At 74.4% G+C, this 14,218-nt stretch carries 15 protein-coding genes and 2 tRNA genes; 9 read left to right on the top strand and 8 right to left on the bottom strand.

What is annotated here, in order from left to right; translation table 11 throughout:
- Positions 1-2: 2 nt before the first annotated feature.
- From clpX to H2O74_RS05690, 5 genes are all read right to left on the bottom strand, one after another.
- Entirely contained in the window at positions 3-1,280 is a 1,278-nt protein-coding gene (gene clpX, locus H2O74_RS05710; protein ID WP_182113517.1) for an ATP-dependent Clp protease ATP-binding subunit ClpX, read from the bottom strand.
- 139 nt (positions 1,281-1,419) lie between these two features.
- Positions 1,420-2,118 carry an ATP-dependent Clp protease proteolytic subunit gene (locus H2O74_RS05705; RefSeq protein ID WP_182113516.1) on the bottom strand — a complete coding sequence of 233 codons (699 nt, stop codon included), beginning with the start codon at positions 2,116-2,118 and terminating at the stop codon, positions 1,420-1,422.
- Positions 2,119-2,150: 32 nt separating this feature from the next.
- Positions 2,151-2,783, bottom strand: coding sequence for an ATP-dependent Clp protease proteolytic subunit (locus tag H2O74_RS05700; RefSeq protein ID WP_304518621.1), 633 nt, complete (start codon positions 2,781-2,783; stop codon positions 2,151-2,153).
- Between the two features lie 224 nt (positions 2,784-3,007).
- Complete coding sequence (gene tig / locus H2O74_RS05695) at positions 3,008-4,402, bottom strand: trigger factor (protein ID WP_182113515.1); 1,395 nt, start codon at positions 4,400-4,402, stop codon at positions 3,008-3,010.
- Between the two features lie 198 nt (positions 4,403-4,600).
- Positions 4,601-4,677: transfer RNA gene (locus H2O74_RS05690), tRNA-Pro, on the bottom strand.
- Positions 4,678-4,789: 112 nt separating this feature from the next.
- Here H2O74_RS05690 and H2O74_RS05685 point away from each other — a divergent pair.
- Positions 4,790-4,860, top strand: a tRNA-Gly gene (locus H2O74_RS05685).
- 59 nt (positions 4,861-4,919) lie between these two features.
- Positions 4,920-6,308 carry a hypothetical protein gene (locus H2O74_RS05680; RefSeq protein ID WP_182113514.1) on the top strand — a complete coding sequence of 463 codons (1,389 nt, stop codon included), beginning with the start codon at positions 4,920-4,922 and terminating at the stop codon, positions 6,306-6,308.
- 42 nt (positions 6,309-6,350) lie between these two features.
- On the opposite strand, the gene H2O74_RS05675 is transcribed toward H2O74_RS05680, so the two are convergent.
- From H2O74_RS05675 to H2O74_RS05665, 3 genes are read right to left on the bottom strand one after another with little or no spacing between them, the layout of a single operon-like run.
- Positions 6,351-6,983, bottom strand: coding sequence for a hypothetical protein (locus H2O74_RS05675; protein ID WP_182113513.1), 633 nt, complete (start codon positions 6,981-6,983; stop codon positions 6,351-6,353).
- Positions 6,980-7,567, bottom strand: a complete 588-nt coding sequence (locus H2O74_RS05670) for a hypothetical protein (protein ID WP_182113512.1) — start codon at positions 7,565-7,567, stop codon at positions 6,980-6,982. Before H2O74_RS05670 ends, H2O74_RS05675 begins: the two co-directional genes overlap by 4 nt.
- Positions 7,564-8,229 (bottom strand): hypothetical protein, encoded by a 666-nt coding sequence (locus tag H2O74_RS05665; protein ID WP_182113511.1) that lies wholly within the window; start codon positions 8,227-8,229, stop codon positions 7,564-7,566. The genes H2O74_RS05670 and H2O74_RS05665 overlap by 4 nt, the downstream gene beginning before the upstream one ends.
- 392 nt (positions 8,230-8,621) lie before the next feature.
- On the opposite strand from H2O74_RS05665, the gene cysK reads away from it, so the two are divergent.
- The 7 genes from cysK (at position 8,622) to H2O74_RS05630 (ending at position 13,839) form a co-directional block, all read left to right on the top strand.
- Positions 8,622-9,557: a cysteine synthase A gene (gene cysK, locus H2O74_RS05660; RefSeq protein WP_182113510.1), complete on the top strand. Its 936-nt coding sequence runs from the start codon at positions 8,622-8,624 to the stop codon at positions 9,555-9,557.
- A gap of 3 nt (positions 9,558-9,560) precedes the next feature.
- Complete coding sequence (epsC, locus tag H2O74_RS05655; RefSeq protein WP_182113509.1) at positions 9,561-10,145, top strand: serine O-acetyltransferase EpsC; 585 nt, start codon at positions 9,561-9,563, stop codon at positions 10,143-10,145.
- 70 nt (positions 10,146-10,215) lie between these two features.
- Positions 10,216-10,638: a hypothetical protein gene (locus H2O74_RS05650; RefSeq protein WP_182113508.1), complete on the top strand. Its 423-nt coding sequence runs from the start codon at positions 10,216-10,218 to the stop codon at positions 10,636-10,638.
- A gap of 77 nt (positions 10,639-10,715) precedes the next feature.
- Positions 10,716-11,225: an RES family NAD+ phosphorylase gene (locus tag H2O74_RS05645; RefSeq protein ID WP_182113507.1), complete on the top strand. Its 510-nt coding sequence runs from the start codon at positions 10,716-10,718 to the stop codon at positions 11,223-11,225.
- 27 nt (positions 11,226-11,252) lie between these two features.
- On the top strand, positions 11,253-11,606 hold the full coding sequence (locus tag H2O74_RS05640) for a GntR family transcriptional regulator (protein WP_182113506.1): 354 nt from the start codon (positions 11,253-11,255) through the stop codon (positions 11,604-11,606).
- On the top strand, positions 11,603-12,616 hold the full coding sequence (locus tag H2O74_RS05635; RefSeq protein ID WP_182113505.1) for a DUF1648 domain-containing protein: 1,014 nt from the start codon (positions 11,603-11,605) through the stop codon (positions 12,614-12,616). Before H2O74_RS05640 ends, H2O74_RS05635 begins: the two co-directional genes overlap by 4 nt.
- 56 nt (positions 12,617-12,672) lie before the next feature.
- Positions 12,673-13,839: a benzoate/H(+) symporter BenE family transporter gene (locus H2O74_RS05630; protein WP_182113504.1), complete on the top strand. Its 1,167-nt coding sequence runs from the start codon at positions 12,673-12,675 to the stop codon at positions 13,837-13,839.
- Positions 13,840-14,218 lie beyond the last annotated feature (379 nt).

Raw genomic sequence — 14,218 nt, 5'->3', positions numbered from 1 at the left:
CGTCAGGCGGACTTCTCGCGGGGGGTCCGCTTGGGTGCCGGCTCGCGGGGCACGATCGTGGGGTTGACGTTCTCCAGCACGGTCTCGCGCGTGACCACGACCCGGGCGACGTCGTCGCGTCCGGGCACGTCGAACATCACCTGCTGCAGGACCTCCTCGAGGATGGCCCGCAGCCCGCGCGCCCCCGTGCCGCGCAGGAGCGCCTGGTCGGCGACCGCCTCCACCGCGTCGGGGGTGAACTCGAGCTCGACGCCGTCGATCTCGAACATCCGCTGGTACTGCTTGACCAGGGCGTTGCGGGGCTCCGTGAGGATCCGCACGAGCGCCTCCTGGTCCAACGGCGAGACCGTGGTGATGACCGGCACGCGCCCGATGAACTCGGGGATCAGCCCGAACTTGAGCAGGTCCTCCGGCATGACGTCGCCGAAGACGTCCGTGTCGTCCGCCGAGTGCAGCGGGGCCCCGAAGCCGATCCCCCGGCGCCCGGCGCGCGACGTGATGATCTCGTCCAGGCCGGCGAACGCCCCCGCGACGATGAACAGCACGTTGGTCGTGTCGATCTGGATGAACTCCTGGTGCGGGTGCTTGCGCCCGCCCTGCGGGGGCACCGACGCCGTCGTGCCCTCGAGGATCTTCAGGAGCGCCTGCTGCACGCCCTCGCCCGAGACGTCGCGCGTGATCGACGGGTTCTCGCTCTTGCGGGCGATCTTGTCGACCTCGTCGATGTAGATGATGCCCGTCTCGGCCTTCTTGACGTCGTAGTCGGCGGCCTGGATGAGCTTGAGGAGGATGTTCTCGACGTCCTCGCCGACGTACCCGGCCTCGGTGAGCGCCGTGGCGTCCGCGATGGCGAACGGCACGTTCAGCATCTTCGCGAGGGTCTGCGCCAGGTACGTCTTGCCGCAGCCCGTCGGGCCGATCAGCAGGATGTTGGACTTCGCGAGCTCGACGGCGTCCGCGTCGTTGCCCACCCGGCTCAGCTCACCGGCCTGGATGCGCTTGTAGTGGTTGTAGACCGCGACGGCGAGCGAGCGCTTCGCGGGGCCCTGGCCGATGACGTACTGCTCGAGGAAGTCGAAGATCTCGCGGGGCTTGGGGAGCTCCACCATGCCCACCTCGGTGGCCTCGGCGAGCTCCTCCTCGATGATCTCGTTGCACAGGTCGATGCACTCGTCGCAGATGTACACGCCGGGCCCGGCGATCAGCTTCTTGACCTGCTTCTGGCTCTTCCCGCAGAAAGAGCACTTCAGCAGGTCGGCGCCGTCCCCGATGCGTGCCACTGAGCTCTCCTCACCCGCGGTCCGTCCCGGACCGCTCCTGTCGACCATTGCACACCACGGCGCGCCGCCTGTCAGCACGCACAGGTCAGGCGGCGTGTCCTGCCGCCCGCCCGGGGTGGTCCCGGGCGGGCGGAGACCCTCAGGAGGGCAGGACCGCCGCCTTGCGGCTCTCGAGGACCTGGTCCACGAGACCGTACTCGCGCGCCTGCTCGGCCGACAGGATCTTGTCGCGCTCGATGTCCTTGCGCACCTGCTCGACGTCGCGGCCGGCGTGGTGGGCGAGCGTCGCCTCGAGCCACTCGCGCATGCGGATGAGCTCGTTGGCGTGGATCTCGATGTCGGACGCCTGCGCGTAGCCGCCACCCTCCATCGCCGGCTGGTGGATCAGGACGCGGGCGTTCGGCAGCGCGAGGCGCTTGCCGGGGGACCCGGCCGCGAGCAGGACCGCCGCCGCCGAGGCCGCCTGGCCCAGGCACACGGTCTGGATCTGCGGCTTGATGTACTGCATCGTGTCGTAGATCGCCGTCATGGCCGTGAAGGAGCCGCCGGGCGAGTTGATGTACAGGATGATGTCGCGGTCCGGGTCCTGGCTCTCCAGGACGAGCAGCTGGGCCATGACGTCGTCGGCCGACGCGTCGTCCACCTGGACGCCCAGGAAGATGATCCGGTCCTCGAAGAGCTTGGTGTACGGGTCCTGGCGCTTGAAGCCGTACGCGGTCCGCTCCTCGAACTGCGGCAGGACGTAGCGCGACGACGGCGCGCCGTAGGGCAGCGCGCGGCCGCCGTGCGACCCGGCCAGGGCCGCGGCGCGGGAGATGAACTGGTGCTCGGTGCTCACGGGTGCTCCTCGGAGATGGTGGTGGCTGGGCGTCAGGCGCTCGTGGTGCCGCCGCCGCCGGCGACCGACCCGGAGTGGGTGACGACCTTGTCGACGAAGCCGTACTCGAGGGCCTCCTGCGCCGTGAACCAGCGGTCGCGGTCCGAGTCGCGGTTGATCTGCTCGACCGACTTCCCGGTCTGCTCGGCGATGAGCTCGGCCAGCACCTTCTTCATGTGCAGGATGAGCTCGGCGTTGATCCGCACGTCCGTCGCCGTGCCACCGATGCCGCCCGAGGGCTGGTGCATCATCACGCGGGCGTGGGGGGTCGCGTAGCGCTTGCCCTTGGCACCGGAGGAGAGGAGGAACTGCCCCATCGACGCGGCCATGCCCATCGCGACCGTGGCCACGTCCGGCTGGATGTACTGCATCGTGTCGTAGATCGCCATGCCGGCCGTGATCGAGCCGCCGGGCGAGTTGATGTACAGGAAGATGTCCTTGTCCGGGTCCTCCGCGGCCAGGAGCATCATCTGCGCGCAGATGGCGTTCGCGTTCTCGTCGCGGACCTCGGACCCGAGCCAGATGATCCGCTCGCGCAGCAGCCGGTTGTAGATGTGGTCGTTGAGGCCCAGGTTCGGGCCGTCACCGCGTGCGTCGCGCGGTGCTGCGTGGCTCGTCTCGTTCACGACTCTCCTCGTCCGTCCAAAGGTCCGTCGGTGGTGGCCGTGGTGGTACCACTGGCCCCTTCGCGGTGTGCAGTGACCCTAACGTGACGCCCCGTCCCTCCACGCCCCGGGCCGCGCGCTTTTCGCTGACGGCGGAGGTCCGCGGCGGAGCCCTCCCGACGCGCGCAGGCCCCGCACCGCGCGCGGTGCGGGGCCTGCGTGAGAGGCGTCCTGACGACGGGGCGTCAGGCCTTGGCGTCGCCTTCAGGGGTGGCGTCGGCCTCGACCTCGGACTCGACCTCCGCCGTCTCCTGGCCGTCCTCGACGGCCTCGTCGGCGACGTCCAGCTCCTCGGCGTCCTCGTCGTCCGTGCCGATGAACTCCGAGAGGTCGACGGCCGCGCCGGCCGAGTCGACGACGGAGACCTGGCGCAGCGCGACGGCGACGGCCTTCGAGCGACCGACCTCGGCGACCATGGCCGGGATCTGCCCCTGCTCGTCGACCGTCTTGATGAAGGTGTTCGGGTCCATGCCGTACTGGCGGGACGCGCTCACGAGGTACTCGACGAGCTCGTTCTGCGAGACCCGGACCTGCAGCTGCTCGGCGAGCGTGTCGAGCAGGATCTGGTTGGCGAGCGCCTCGCGGGCCTGCTCGCCGACCTCGGCGCGGTGCTCGTCGTCCTCCAGGCGGCCCTCGTTCTCGAGGTGACGGTGCACCTCGGCCTCGATCACACCGTTCGGGACGGGGATCTCGACGCCGCCGCGCAGCTGCTCGAGGAGCAGGTCGCGCGCCTGGACGGCCTGGTTGGACGCCTTGGTGCGGGCGACCTGCTCGCGCAGGTCGTCGCGCAGCTCGGCAAGGGTGTCGAACTCGCTCGCGAGCTGCGCGAACTCGTCGTCCGCGGCCGGGAGCTCGCGGGTCTTGACCGTCGTCGCGGTGACCTTGACCTGGGCCTTCTCGCCCGCGTGCTCGCCACCGGCGAGCTCCGTCTCGAACGTCGTCGTCTCGCCGGCCGACAGGCCCGTCAGCGCCTCGTCGAGGCCCTCGAGCATGTTGCCGGAGCCGATCTGGTAGGAGATGCCGCTGACCGAGTCGACCTCCTCGTCACCGATCGAGGCGACGAGGTCGAGCACGACGTAGTCGCCCTCGGCGGCCGGCCGGTCGACGCCCACGAGGGTGCCGAAGCGCTCGCGCAGGGCGTCGAGACGGGCGTCGACGTCCTCGTCGCTCACGGCGACGTCGTCGACGGTGACCGTGATGCTGTCGAGCGCGGGGACCTCGATGGTCGGGCGCACCTCGACCTGGGCCGTGAAGCTGAGGCCGCCCTCGGCCTCGGTCAGGGCCGGGATCGCGGTGACCTCGATGTCGGGCTGGCCCATGGGCCGCAGGTCCGCCTCGGTGACGGCCTGGCGGTAGAAGCCGGCCATGCCGTCGTTGACGGCGTGCTCGATGACGGCGGCGCGTCCGACGCGCTGGTCGAGGATGCGGGCGGGGACCTTGCCCTTGCGGAAGCCGGGGACCTGGACCTGCGAGCCGATGTGCTCGTACGCGTGGTCGATGCTCGGCTTCAGCTCGTCGTGGGACACCTCGACGGTCAGCTTGACCGTGGTGGCATCGATGGTCTCGACGGCGCTCTTCACAGCAGTGATCTCCAACGGCTCGAACGGTGGCCGGGGGACCCCGGCGGGAGGCAGGCGCTCGCTCGACGGCGGCTCCTGGCGTGTGCGGGCAGGCGTGCGTGAGCCACGCTCAGCCCGTCGATCGTACGGCACGCCCGACCCGCCGCACGCAGCGGCCCCGCCGGCCCCCGGTCGGGATCGCGCTGGTCGGGATCGCGCTGGTCGGGATGGCGGGATTCGAACCCACGACCTTCCGCTCCCAAAGCGGACGCGCTACCAACCTGCGCCACATCCCGGCGGACGGCCTGCGTCCGGCACCGCGAGCGTACTGCCGACCGCCGCGTCGTCCCGCGTCACCCGGGCCTCGCCCGTCCCTGTAACCTGGGCTCCGCTCCCGTCCGGGAGCGTGCGGGCGTAGCTCAATGGTAGAGCCCCAGTCTTCCAAACTGGCTACGCGGGTTCGATTCCCGTCGCCCGCTCCGCCCGGCCCACGGCCCGCCTCCCGCGCGAACGCGGCGCCACCGCTAGCCTCGGCGCCATGCCCGCGCCCCCGCCCCCGCCGCCGCCCGCCCCGGCGCCCGCGCGGACCGCGGCCGGCGGCCTGCTCGAGGAGGTGGCCGAGCCGGCGCGCCAGGCCGCCGAGCCGGTGCTGCGGGAGGCCGCCCGCGTGCTGCGCGACGCGGGCAGGCTCGTGGCGACCCACTGGCCCGCGCTGACGCTCCTCGCCGTGGTCGCCTACGTCTCCCGCACCCTGCTGCTCGACCTGGCCGTCGTCACGACGCGCACGTCGGCGGTGCTGAGCAACCTCGTGCAGGCCGTCATCCCGTTCGTCCAGCTGCTGTGCGTCGTCGCGATGTTCCTGGTGCTCCGCAGCCGGAACGCGCCGGACGCCGGGAGCCCGCTCGAGACCGCCGCGGCGCCGGCGGGGGGCCGGCTCGCCGCCGTGCGCCGCCGGGCCCGCGCGGCATCCACGCTCGTCATCGCCGCGGCCGCCGTGCTCATCCCGTTCCTGCTGATCTACGAGCACGACGGCGCGCTCGTGGACGACTCCTACGCGCTCGGGTACGCGGTCGCGGGTGACGTCTCGTGGTCAGGCGGTGACATCTACGACCGCCTGGCCCAGGCCACGTCGGTCGCCGTCCTCGGCACCGTCGTGGGCGCGTTGGCCGTGCGCCGGCTGCTCACGATGCTGGTCCGTCGCACGCCCGCCGCGCGCGCCGGGCGCCGCGCCTGGCTGCAGCTCGGTGCCGGCTACTGCGAGGCGGTCTGGATCGTGCTCGGGGCCGTCGTGGTGCGTGAGTCGCTCGGCACGGCGTCCGTGTGGTGGCGCACGCGTGTCGCGGGCGTGGCCCTGGAGGAGTGGTGGTCCGGCGTCGCCCTGCGCACCCCGCACCTGGCGGCGTGGGTCGAGAGCGCCCTCGCGGGCGGGGAGCTCCTCCTCGCGGCGGCGATCACGGCGATCGTGGTGCCCCTCGCCTGGCTGAACCTCGCCGCGGTCGTCTACGGCGTCGAGGCGACCAAGGTGATGCACACGCGCGACCTGGCCGCGGGCCGCATCGGCGCGGTCGTCGCCCGCGTGGGCGACCACCGCACCCAGCGCGCGCTGACGCTGCTCACCAACCCCGAGCGCCGCTTCGGCGCGGTGATCGGCGCGGCTGGGCTGATCGCCCGCGCGGGGTGGCGGCCCGTCCTGGTCGTGTGCGCCGCCTTCCTCCTCACGGACAACGTCGACCTCCTCCTGTGGGAGGGGATGCGTGCCGTGATCGGGCCCCAGACGTACCTCGGCTGGGACGCGCTCGACGACTTCGTGGACGGCGCGGGGGTCATCGCGGCGCGCGTCCTGACGCTCGCGCTCGTGGCGTCGGCCGCCAACGCCGTCCTCGTGCGCCTCGGTCTGCCCGACACGCTGCGCCTGCGCCGCCGCTGAGGCGCTCGGACGCGCCGCGGGCGCTGCGGCGAGGAGCGGCCCTCAGTCCTCGTCGGGAACGGGCAGCGCCGCGTACGCCGGCCCGAAGCCGCCGTCCCGGCTGGTGGTGAAGACGCGGACCTCGACCGGCCGGGCCTGGGTCGGGAGCAGCACGTACGCCTCGTTGACGTACTGCCCGGGTCGCGGCGCCTGCTCTTCCTCGTCCTCCCCCGGCACAGCGACGATCTCCTCGGTGACCCCGCCGCCGCAGTCGAGGGTCGTCGAGTACGTCCCGGGGACGGCGGCGGGCCCCTCGGGCGCGGAGAACGAGCGGCCGCGCTCGTCGACCACCCGGAAGTCGCAGTACCGCGGCTCCGCCAGGTCCGAGCGCGCCTCGACCCCCACGCGCCACAGGGCGTAGCCGGGCGGCGGCGACCACGGCCCGTCGAAGTCGGTCGTGAGCACCCGCACCCGCTCCACCTCGGTGAGCCGCAGCACGACGTCGGGCATCCGGGCCCAGCCGTCAGCGCCGGCCCGGACCGGGACGTGGTTCTCGACGAGCCACCACCCCGCGCGCGCGTCCGACGACGCCGTCCAGGTGAAGGCGGCGAGCGCCGGCACGAGCAGCGCCAGCGGCACGGCGTGCCGTCGCAGCCGGCCCCGGCCGGCGCTGCGGCGGCCCGATGCGGCGCTCATCCGAAGGGCTCCACGAGCGCCGCCGCGTCCGGGACGAGCGGCTCGTCCGAGACCGGCCCGACGTGCGTCGCGACGTGGGCTTCGGCGCCGAGCTGGTACGGGAAGCGATCGGCCACGACGACGGTCACGGGACCGACGGCGTCGGCCGGGATCTCGAAGACGACCTCCCACCGGTGCTGCGAGCCCGGCTGCGCGCGGCCGGGATAGCTCGCGCGAGCGCGGTTGGTCGGCTCGAACGTGCGGTCCGACGCGTCGACGAGCTGGACGCGCGGCACGGGGCCCGGCTGGTCCCCCCCGGCGACGGCGAGGTCGACGGCCACCCAGACGCCGTCCGTCGGTGGCGGCGGGGGCGGGTCCCCGAACATCGTGCTCTCGCTGACGTCGAGCGTGCGTGACGCCCGGACCCCGTGCACGACCACGCTCCCGGGCCACACGTCCAGGCGCTCCCCCGGCTCCCCGTACGCCACGAACGAGCGGACCGACGCCCCGTAGCGTTGGACGTGGTTGACGGCCAGGCCGCCGGCGAGGACGACGGCGACGACCACCGCGTGCACGACCGCCTCGCGGCCACGCCGCGCGCTCACGGCGCGTCCTCGCGCAGGTGCGCGAGCACCGCGTCCGGCAGCTGCGGCGCGCGAGGCACCTCGAGCCGCGCGACCGGGGCCGGCGGGGACCAGGAGGGACCGTGCTCCAAGCGGCTGAAGTACTGCTCCGACCCCAGCACCGCGACGTCCAGCGGCTCGGGGACCTGCGCCGACCCCAGCGGCCAGGCGAGCAGGATCTCCTGCGGCAGGCCGGGGTGCAGGTTCGGCCGGTTGCTGCCGTCGGCGGACAGGACCCACACCGGGTACTGGTGGTACCCGCTGTCCTCGGGCTCGAGCGCCAGCTCCACGTCGTCCGGGAGGCCGATGAGGTCGGGCAGCATCTGGACGGTCTCGTCGTCGAGGACCTCGACCACCGCGCGCACGACCAGCCACGCCTCGCCGCCCACGTACTCGAGGTCCGAGGTGAGGATGTCCGACGCGACCGTGTGGTCGATGACCGTCGCCCGGATCCGCCCCAGGTCGACCGGCTCCCCCGCCACGACACGCTCCTCCTCCAGGTCCGCGGCGCGCAGACCGCCGCCGGCCGCGAGCGCGCCGACGCCGACCAGCAGCACCGCGAGGACCGCGACCGAGGTCTTGCCCCACCAGGAGCCCAGCGCCCGGCGCGCGGCGGCCGCCGGCGGCCGGTCGAGCAGGCGCACGGGACCTCCTGGGGGCGGTGGCGCGCGGGGGGCGCCGACGCAGGGCAGGCTAGCGGGTGGCGCGCCCGCGAGCCGCGATTGCCGCGGGCGAGCGGCGCGCGCTAGCGTCCCGACCATGCAGCGCGCGAGCGGACGTCCGGCGGGGGTCACCCCCGACGGGCCCTGTCGCGCCTCCTGTCGGTAGAGCGCCGGCACGCGCCGGCCGGGCGTGCGTCCCCGTGTGCGGACGCCCCGGTCGACCTCCCCGCTCCCGGCGCTCGCCCCCGCAGCGGAATGATCGCCACCGCCGTGTGGTTCACCGCTGCAGCAGCGATCAACGAGATCTGTCTTCCACTCCCACCCGCCGCACTCTCGGCGACCTGCGTCCGCAGGCTCACAGACGAGGACTCCCCATGGCACGCATCCACGACGACGTCACCAAGCTCATCGGCGGCACGCCGCTGGTCCGCCTCAACCGCGTGACCGAGGGCGCCGGGGCGACCGTCGCCGCCAAGCTCGAGTTCTACAACCCCGCGAACTCGGTCAAGGACCGCATCGGCGTCGCGATCATCGACGCCGCCGAGGCGTCCGGCGAGCTGCCCCCGGGCGGCACGGTCGTCGAGGCGACGAGCGGCAACACGGGCATCGCGCTGGCCATGGTCGGCGCGGCGCGCGGCTACGACGTCGTGCTCACGATGCCCGAGACGATGTCCAAGGAGCGCCGGGCCCTGCTGCGCGCCTTCGGCGCCGAGCTCGTGCTCACCCCGGGCTCCGAGGGCATGAAGGGCGCCGTCACCCGCGCCGAGCAGATCGCGGCCGAGCGCCCGGGCGCCATCCTGGCCCGCCAGTTCGCCAACGAGGCGAACCCGGCGATCCACCGCGCGACCACGGCGGAGGAGATCTGGGCGGACACCGACGGCCAGGTCGACATCCTCGTCGCCGGCATCGGCACGGGCGGCACCATCACCGGCGTCGGGCAGGTCCTCAAGGAGCGCAAGCCGGGCGTGCAGGTCATCGCCGTCGAGCCGGCGGAGTCGCCGATCCTCAACGGTGGCCAGCCCGGCCCGCACAAGATCCAGGGCATCGGGGCCAACTTCGTGCCGGAGATCCTGGACACGTCGGTCTACGACGAGGTCATCGACGTCGACGCCGAGACCGCGGTCCGCGTCGCGCGCGACACCGCTCAGCGCGAGGGCCTGCTCGTCGGCATCTCCTCCGGTGCCGCGATCCACGCCGCCGTCCAGGTCGCCCAGCGCCCCGAGAACGCGGGCAAGCTGATCGTCGTCATCGTCCCGTCCTTCGGCGAGCGCTACCTGACGTCGGTCCTCTACTCGGACCTGATGGACTGACGCGTGGAGCACCTCTGGCGCTTCCTGCGGGTCCTGCGCGAGGACCTCTACGCCGCTCGTCGGCGTGACCCGGCCGCGCGCACCCTGCTCGAGGTCGCTCTGGCCTACCCGGGCGTCCACGCCGTGTGGGCGTACCGGGTGGCCCACCGCATGTGGCGCGAGCCCGCGCTGCGGCTGCCCGCCCGCCTGCTCTCGCAGGCGGTGCGGGCCGCCACCGGCATCGAGATCCACCCCGCCGCGCTGCTGGGCCGACGGCTCTTCATCGACCACGGCATGGGCATCGTCATCGGCGAGACGGCTGTCGTGGGCGACGACGTCGTCCTGTTCCACGGCGCGACGCTCGGCGGCAAGGCGATGCGCCGCGGCAAGCGCCACCCGACGCTCGGCGACGGCGTCGTCGTCGGCGCGGGGGCGAAGATCCTCGGTCCCGTGTGGGTGGGCGACGGCGCGCAGATCGGCGCGAACGCGGTCGTGGTCAAGGACGTCCCGGCCGGGGCCACCGCCGTCGGGGTGCCCGCGGTGGTCCGGAGCCGTCCCGTGGCGTCGCCGCTGACCGAGCACGTCGAGGACCCCGCCCTCTACATCTAGGCCGCGACTCAGGAGCACCCGTCCGGCGGGTGGCGCTCGCGGCGCCGGCCCCTACCCTGGCGCCTCCACGATGGCGACGGGGGACGAGATGTCGATGACGCAGGGCCGACCCCTGGGCGGCCCGCCCGGTGCCGACGAGATCCGGCGCCGGCGCGTGCTGCGCGTGCTCATGTGGCTCCTCGCGTTCGGGGTGACCGGCGCGCTCGCGGTCGCGGCGGCGCAGGGACCTGCGGCGTCCGCGGTCGCGGGCGGCTTCGCCGTCGTCCTGGCTGTCGTCGTGACGGCGACGACCACCGTGGACAGGCGACGGCGGCGGGAGGAGCTCGCGCGCACCTTCGCCGGATCGCTGCTGGCCGCTCGGGCCGGCCTCGACCAGGACGCGCTACGGACCGTCCGCGACACCGAGGGCGAGCTCGCCGCCACCCGCGCGGTCATGCGCCGGCTCCCGATGCTGAGCCTCGAGCAGGCCGTGGACATCGTCCGCTCGCTCTGAGTCCCTCTCTGCCGTGCGGCCCACGGGTGGCCGGCCCACGGGTGGCCGGCCCGAGGGCGCCCTGGTGGGATGGCTCCGTGCCCCCTGCCGACGTGCTGTTCGCCCCGACGGTGCGCGGCACGTTCTACCGGGCGGTCGATCCCCGGTTCCGTGAGCACGCGATCACCGGCTCGCGTTCGGCGGGGCGCTACTCGAGGCCCGACGAGCCGACGCTCTACCTGAGCTCGTCGGTCGAGGGCGTCGGGGTCGCGATGACCGCCCACCGGACAGCGCGGTCGGCGGCGCTCGAGATCCTCCGGATCGAGGTCGAGGCGTCCGGCATCGTCGACCTGCGCGATCGGGCCGCCCTGGAGTCCACCGGCATCTCGCCGGCGGACGCCGCCGCCCCGTGGCAGGAGATCGCCGCCTCGGGCGGCACCCCGCCGTCGTGGACGGTCAGGGACCGGCTCCTGGACGCCGGCGCGAACGGGCTGATCGACCCCTCGCGGCAACGGCCGGGACTGTGGCACCTGGTGCTGTTCCGCTGGAACCGGGGCGACGCCCCGACCGTCCGCGTGGCCGACGACGGCGACCAGCCCTTGTTCTAGTTGTCGGGTAACAACTATGCTGGCTCCATGCTCTTCCGGATCGACGCCGGCTCGACCGAGCCCCTGTTCGCGCAGCTCGCCGCGCAGGTGCGCTCGGCGATCGCGCGCGGCGACGTCGCCCCGGGTGAGCGCCTGCCCTCGGCGCGCGACCTCGCCGCGTCCCTGGACGTCAACCTGCACACGGTCCTGCGGGCCTACCAGGAGCTGCGCGACGAAGGCCTCATCGAGCTGCGCCGCGGCCGCGGCGCGGTGGTGAGCGCCGACGTCGCGGTCGACTTCACGCCGCTGCAGGCCGCGGTGGCCGAGGTCGCCGCCACGGCGCGCCGGCTCGGCGTCGCCCCCGAGACCACCATCGCCCTGCTCAAGGAGGCACTCCGATGACGACCGCCGGACCCGACGCGCGCCCCGTCCTGCCCGGGCCGGTTCCGCACCGGCGCACGACGCTGATCTGGACCCTGCTCGTGCCCGCCCTCCTGACCCTCGCCGGCCTCCTGGTGGTCTGGTCCTGGCGCGGCGAGCTGCCGGACCCGGTCGCGTCGCACTGGGGCGCCGACGGCGTCGACGGGTACAGCGCGCTCCCGCCGCTCGTGCTCGGCATCGCGGCGACGACGGCGGTCTTCTGCCTGGTCATGGCCGGTGTCGGCGCCTTCGCCGGCCAGGCCGCGATGACGCGCCGCTTCGCCTGCGGCATGGCCGTGTGGTTCGCCGGGTTCATGCAGGTGACCCTCCTGGCGTCGCTCGTCGGCCAGCGTGGGCTGGCCGACGCGTCGGCCGCGCCCTCCGGCGGCGGGCAGGTCGCCCTCGGCGCCGTCGTCGTGAGCGCCGCCGCGCTGGCCGTCGCGTGCCTCGTCCCCGGTGACACGCCGCGTCCCGCGCGCTCCGTGCCGCCCGCCGATGCCCCGCGGCTCGCGCTCGGCGACTCCGAGAGCGCGGTGTGGGTGCGCCGGGCGGGGCCGCGCCACCCGGCCGCCATGTGCCTCGCCGTCGTGGCGCCGGCGCTGATCGTCGGCGCCATGACCGGGACCTGGTGGCTCTCGGGCGCGATCGCCGTGGTCGTCGGGGCGGTGGTCGCCGCGATGCTGCAGTGGACGGTCACCGTCGACCGTGACGGGCTGGCGGCACGCTCGGTGGTGCGCGCGCCCGTCCTGCGCGTGCCGTTGGACGAGATCGAGCGCGCCGACGTGGTCCCGGCGCGGCCCTTCGCCGAGTTCGGCGGGTGGGGGCTGCGCACCGGCCGTGACGGCACCACCGGGGTCGTCGTGCGCGGCGGCGATGCGCTGCGCGTCCACCGCACCGGCGGCCGGCGGGTCGTGGTCACCGTCGACGACGCCGCGACGGCCGCCGCCCTGCTCAACACCCTGGCGAGCCGGCGCGAGGTCCCCACCGACTGACCGAGGCATGGACCGGCACGGGCCACGACACCGGCGCGCGCCCTAGGGTGCGCCCCGTGCGAGCACCGGACCAGACCACCACGGCGGGCGTCGTCGCGGCGGTGGTCGGCTTCACCAGCTCGTTCGCGGTGGTCCTCGCGGGCCTGCGGGCCGTCGGGGCCACCGGCGCCCAGGCCGCCTCCGGGCTCATGGTGGTGAGCGTCGGGATGGGGCTCGCGACCGTGCTGCTCGCGCTGCGCACGCGCCAGCCGGTGACGGTCGCCTGGTCCACCCCGGGTGCGGCGCTCCTGGCCACCACCGGCGCCGTCGAGGGCGGCTGGGCGGCCGCGGTCGGCGCGTTCGCCGTGTGCGGCCTCCTGCTCGCCGCCGTCGGGCTCGTCACGCCCCTCGCGGAGCTCGTCCGGCGCATCCCGGGCGACCTCGCGGCCGCGATGCTCGCAGGCGTGCTGCTGGACCTGTGCCTCGCGCCGGTCCGTGGCCTCGCGGAGGCGCCCCTGCTCGTGGCGCCCGTGGTGGTCGTGTGGGCGCTCCTGCTGCGGCTCGCGCCGCGGTGGGCCTCGCCCGCGGCCCTCGTCGCGGCCGCAGGGCTGGCCTTCACCTCCCCCGCGGTCCGCGACCTGGACGCGTCCGCGTGGCTGCCCGACCTCGTGTGGACCACGCCGGCCCTCACCGTGGCCGCCGTCGTGTCCCTCGCCGTGCCGCTCTTCGTGGTGACCATGGCGTCGCAGAACCTGTCGGGGCTCGCCGTGCTGGCCGGGTTCGGCTACCACCCCTCACTGCGCCCCGTGCTGCTCACCACCGGCCTCGGCACGGTGCTCGTCGCCCCGTTCGGCGGACACGCGATCAACCTCGCCGCCATCAGCGCGGCGCTGGTGGCCGGACCGGAGGCCGGGCCCGATCCCGAGCGCCGCTGGCGCGCCGCCGTGACCGCCGGACTCGGCTACGTGACCGTCGGGCTCGCGTCGGCGGGTGTGGCCGCGATCGCACTGGCCGCGCCCGGGGGCCTGGTCGAGGCGGCGGCGGGCCTCGCCCTGGTCGCGACCCTCGCGGCGGCGCTGCGGGGCGCGTTCGCGACCCGGGTCGGCGTGGCGGCCGTGGCACCGGCGGTCACGCTCCTCGTGACGGCGTCGGGCCTCCAGCTCGCCGGCATCAGCTCGGCCTTCTGGGGCCTGACCGCCGGGCTCGTGCTCACGGCGCTCCTCCGGCCGCCCGCGCGTTCCTGAGACGCGCGTCTCGCCATGCGGTACGAACGCCCCGGGGCGTTGCCCTGCCGCCCGCCGCGCGCCTAGCCTCGCGACGAGGGTCTTGCCCAGCGGGCAACCCGTCTCGCATGTCGGACCGGCTCCCGCCGGGTCCGCGCGGGACCCGACCGAAGGGAGGTAGCGCCGTGCACCGTCTCCAGGACGTGTCGATGGCGCTGCCGATGATGCCCTTCGGCTGTGGCTGCTGTCTGTGCATGCCACGCGCCGGCGCCTGACGCACCGCCTCGGTTGAGCCGGTCCGTCCCGGCCCGACGACGGACCTAGGCCGCCGGCGCTCACCCCCGCTCCCCGCCCCGCTCTCCCGCGGCCCGGCGCGAGCCCTCGCTCGCGTGCCGGCAGG

It is taken from the genome of Actinotalea sp. JY-7876, from assembly GCF_014042015.1.
Taxonomy (GTDB): domain Bacteria; phylum Actinomycetota; class Actinomycetes; order Actinomycetales; family Cellulomonadaceae; genus Actinotalea.
Note: the sequence above shows the minus strand (reverse complement) of the source record. Positions and strands in the feature narration are given on the sequence as shown.